General features: G+C 48.8%; 4 protein-coding genes. All 4 read right to left on the bottom strand.

Going from position 1 to position 3966, the window contains the following annotated elements; genetic code table 11:
• Positions 1 to 95: 95 nt before the first annotated feature.
• The 4 genes from Q0200_RS02505 to Q0200_RS02490 are packed head-to-tail and all read right to left on the bottom strand — an operon-like array spanning position 96 to position 3756.
• Positions 96 to 776 carry a response regulator gene (locus Q0200_RS02505; RefSeq protein ID WP_297937334.1) on the bottom strand — a complete coding sequence of 227 codons (681 nt, stop codon included), beginning with the start codon at positions 774 to 776 and terminating at the stop codon, positions 96 to 98.
• A gap of 1 nt (position 777) precedes the next feature.
• Positions 778 to 2427, bottom strand: coding sequence for a sensor histidine kinase (locus tag Q0200_RS02500; protein ID WP_297937331.1), 1650 nt, complete (start codon positions 2425 to 2427; stop codon positions 778 to 780).
• A gap of 39 nt (positions 2428 to 2466) precedes the next feature.
• Entirely contained in the window at positions 2467 to 3090 is a 624-nt protein-coding gene (gene dsbI / locus Q0200_RS02495; RefSeq protein WP_297937328.1) for a protein-disulfide oxidoreductase DsbI, read from the bottom strand.
• A gap of 9 nt (positions 3091 to 3099) precedes the next feature.
• Positions 3100 to 3756, bottom strand: coding sequence for a thiol:disulfide interchange protein DsbA/DsbL (locus Q0200_RS02490; protein WP_297937325.1), 657 nt, complete (start codon positions 3754 to 3756; stop codon positions 3100 to 3102).
• Between the last annotated feature and the right edge of the window lie 210 nt (positions 3757 to 3966).

Raw genomic sequence — 3966 nt, 5'->3', positions numbered from 1 at the left:
AGAAATTTTAAGTCAAGGCTAGACAAGTAGTCTGCCGCAGACTTAAAATTTCAAACTCATTCAAAGACGCTCAAAAGACAAGCCGCAAATAAAATTTATTCGCCGCTTAGCAGTATATATCCACTTTCACTGATGTTTTTAAATTTAACCCCCAGCTCCCGCTTGAGCCTCAGCACGACGTTTTGTATCGCGCCCTTGCTAGGCAGCTCGCCCTCGTAGACGAACTCCTCGATCATCTCGTAGCTCACGAGTTTGTTTAAGTTGTACGCAAAGAGCCAAAAGAGCTTATTTTGCAAAAACGAGAGATAAATTTCTTCGCCGTTTTTGTAGATCTTTTCTTTGGCTAGATTTATGCTAGTTTGCGGGCCCAGGCGCACGAGCTTTTCGTCCTTTTCGTAGGTTAGAGCCACGAGCAAGCGGCACAGAGCGGCGATATCGACGGGCTTTTTTAGAAACGACGCCGCGCCGTGCTCGATGCTTTTGATGAGGTTGTCGTCGGTGTCGTAGGATGTAAAGACGATAAATTTTTGCGCGGGCTTTATGCGCATCATCTCCTTCATCATCTCAAAGCCGTTCATCGCGGGCATGTGGATGTCGGTGATGACGATGGCGGGGGTTAGCTTTTTAAAGCGCTCCAACCCCTCTAGCCCGTCGCCTGCACCCCAGACGCTTAGGCAGTATGGCTTTAGCCCGCCTATTAGCAGCTCCCTTGCGATCTCGTCGTCCTCGACGATGAGGACGGTTAGGTCTTTAAGCAGCTTTAAATGCTCTTGCATCTCACTCCTTTAAATTTATCTCAAAGCCGAGCTCAAACGTCGTCGGATCGCCCGCGCTTAGCAGCCTGATGTCGCCTGCGAGCTTTTCGTTTGCCAGCTTTTTGCCAAAATACAGCCCGATACCGCTTCCTTGCTTTTTGGTGGTTTTTGGCTGGGTTAAAATTTTATCCCGCAGCTCCCTGCTCATGCCGCTGCCGTAGTCCGTGACGGCTATCTTGCACGTGCCGTTTTCAAATTTGACATCGATAAAAACCTGCCGCTTGGCGATCTCGTCTTTGTATCGCTCCACGACCGCGTCCTTTGCGTTGTGAATGAGGATGAGTAAAATTTGCTGCACGATGCCCATCCGCTGCGTGGCCTCTTCGTCTTTAAACTCGCGCAAGCTTACCGCGACGTTTGCCTTGCTAAGCTCGGTGTGCATTAGCTTTAGTAGGTCTTTTATGCAGCGCTGCACGCTAAATTTTTGCGGGCTGTCGCTGCTTTTATAAAAATTTCTAAAAATTTCGATCGTGTCGCTTAAAAGCACGGTCGCGGCTTGGCCTTTTTGCAGCATGCTCTCTAGCGTCGCGGCGTCTAGTTTGCCGTCTTTTTGCAGCATGAGCAAGCTTGAGATCATCAAATTTAGCGAATTAACCGGCTGGATAAACTGATGATTTATGCCGCTGATTAGCTCGCCAGCCTCGCTCATGCGGGCTTTGTGCTTGAGCAGGGCTTCGTAGTCGTCTTGCAGATTTTTGATTTTTGAGTACATAAAGTTATGGAGGAAATTTGCCACGAGCGCCAACGCCGCGAACGCAAAAAGCAGTATGAGGGCGTTTTTAAGCACGGAGTTAAGCAGTGCGGCGAGCTCCTTTTCGTTGTCCGTGCCTGCGCCTATGAACCAGTTTAGCGTGGGGATCTCGGCGATGGAGATGAAATTTGAGCCGATATTTAGGCTCGTAATGTCCTCGTCCCGCAGGAAAATCTCTTTAAATTTATCCTCGATCTGCTTTTTTAGCGCCGCGTCCTTCATCGGCGTTAAAATTTCGCCGCCGTGAGTGACGATAAAGGCGTAGGAGTCGGGCGCTAGCTTAAATTTTTCCATATTTTTTAGTATGTTTTGCAGCTTCACTACGCCGCAAAACACCCCCGCAAACGAGCCGCCGTCCATGACGGGCACGCATAAATTTAACGTCGGCTCGCCTAAAATTTTATGGCGCTGCATAAAATTTACCGTGGGTGCGAGCGTGCTTTTAGTCTCCTCAAACCACACAAGCCCCGTGCGCAGGCTCTTTGGCATCGCTTCATCGTCGCCTAGCTCCTTGCCGTCCACGAATATTTCCCCGTCCTCGCGCAAAAACTGCAAGGCGTCAAATTCCGCTGAGTTTTCTTTGAAAAGTCGTATGAAGTCACCCAGCTTTTCGCCGTCTTGCGAGATGCCCGCGTTTTGCATAAATTTAGCCGCGTGCACCAGTGAGTGTAGTCGCTCATCCAGCCAAAATGAGAAATTCTCCACCATATTTTCGCTCGCGGCGATCTTGTTTTTATCCGCGAGCGCCGTGATCTGCGCCTTGGCGTCCTCGTAGTTTTTCACGCCCAAAAGCACCACGAAAAGGCTTGCGAAAATGATGATAAAGTAGATTTTAAAATTATGCTCGCGTAAGGCTCTCATGCGGCGAGTATAGCAAAATCGGTCTAAATTTAGACCGATTTAAGCTTTTTTCAGAGTTAAAATTTTGCAAATAAACATCGTGGCGAGCACGACGAAGCAGACCCCAAAGCCGATCAGCGTGCAGTCGGCCATCGACATAAATTTGCTTGATGGGATCAGGTACCAGCCGTCCCCATAAAGATCGACGAGATATTTTTGAAAGCCGCTTAGCGTGACGCCGTCCGGAACCATCGGATTATCGTAGCCGCAGTCGCCCGTAGGCAAGAACCAATCAGGCGCCCACCGCTCAAGCGGCAGACCAAACGGATAGTGCGGCTCGGTCGAGCAGCCCTGCACGCCAAAGGGATCGTCTCCGTGCACGGCGTCGTGGATCTTGGCTAGCTTTACGCTATACATTATGCCCTGGATCGCGCCCCAAAAGGCTAGCAGGTAGCCTACCGCGGCGAGGAGTAAATTTTTAGGATTTATGATCGCCACAAGGCCTCCCAGCGCCATGCACAAAAAGGCAAAGCGGATATAGACGCACTGCTCGCAAGGCGGCATATAGACGTAGTTTTGAAACAGCGAGTGCGCTAGGATCACGAGTCCCACGCTCACTACTATGAGGATCGCCCACGGCAGGCGGCTATCGCTGAATTTCGCTATTTTTTCCGCAAATTTCATGCTCGCGCCCTATTTTTTGAGCAGCTCTTCGACTAGCTGCGTCATACCGTCTAGGGAGGTGATGGACTTCGTCATGATGAGGTATTTGCCGTTTACGACGAACGCCGGCACGCCTTGGATCTTGGCTACGTCGTAGCTCTCGTCCCATTTTTTAAGCAGTTCGGCGACCTTTGGATCCTCAAGCTTTTTTTGATAGTCCGCTTCGCTGATGCCGGCCGCATCAAGCCCCGTCTTTAAAAACGCAGCCTCGTCCTTTCCGTCGCTCCAGCGCTGCTTTTGATCGTGATAGGCCTTGTAGTAGGCAAATTTTGCTTTTTTAAACAGCGAGTTTTCATCTAGCAGGCTAACGCCCTTTTCCTCGTCCATCACGGCTAAAACGGCAAAAATTTTACTCGCCGCCTCGCCGTATTCGCCCTTGGTTTTTAGATGAAACGGTACGTATTTTAGCCCCGCGACCTTTTCGACGACCTTCGGAGTGACGGTTTTGTCGTATTTGTAGCAAAACGGGCAAGCGTAGCTAAAGACCTTAACTAGCGTGTTTTGCTCCACGGATAGCGGTTTTTCGAGCTTGACGTAGTCCTCGCCCTCGCTAAATGCGCTCGCACTGATCGCTCCAGCAACTGCAACGGCAAAGATAGCCTTACTAAATTTAGATAGAAAACTCATGATGATCTCCTTTAGATGATTTATTTTGAGTTATTCTACAACCAAGCTCAACCGCACTTTTAACGCTAGAATAAATTTTGGCTGAAATTTAAAAAAAGAATTCGTTCAAATTTTACCAGTACCTCTATCGCCAAATATTATTAGTTGCTCATAAATGGCGAAGATAATGAGGCTCAATACGCTATTTAATAAATTTTAAATATATTTTTA

Origin of the sequence: uncultured Campylobacter sp. (genome assembly GCF_938045225.1) — a bacterium.
Lineage (GTDB): Bacteria > Campylobacterota > Campylobacteria > Campylobacterales > Campylobacteraceae > Campylobacter_A.
Note: the sequence above shows the minus strand (reverse complement) of the source record. Positions and strands in the feature narration are given on the sequence as shown.

What these genes read in the sequence shown, in the direction of transcription:
- Q0200_RS02490 (WP_297937325.1), bottom strand. Translation starts at nt 3,756, where the DNA reads ATGAGTTTTCTATCTAAATTTAGTAAGGCTATCTTTGCCGTTGCAGTT.
- Q0200_RS02505 (WP_297937334.1), bottom strand. Translation starts at nt 776, where the DNA reads ATGCAAGAGCATTTAAAGCTGCTTAAAGACCTAACCGTCCTCATCGTC.
- dsbI (WP_297937328.1), bottom strand. Translation starts at nt 3,090, where the DNA reads ATGAAATTTGCGGAAAAAATAGCGAAATTCAGCGATAGCCGCCTGCCG.
- Q0200_RS02500 (WP_297937331.1), bottom strand. Translation starts at nt 2,427, where the DNA reads ATGAGAGCCTTACGCGAGCATAATTTTAAAATCTACTTTATCATCATT.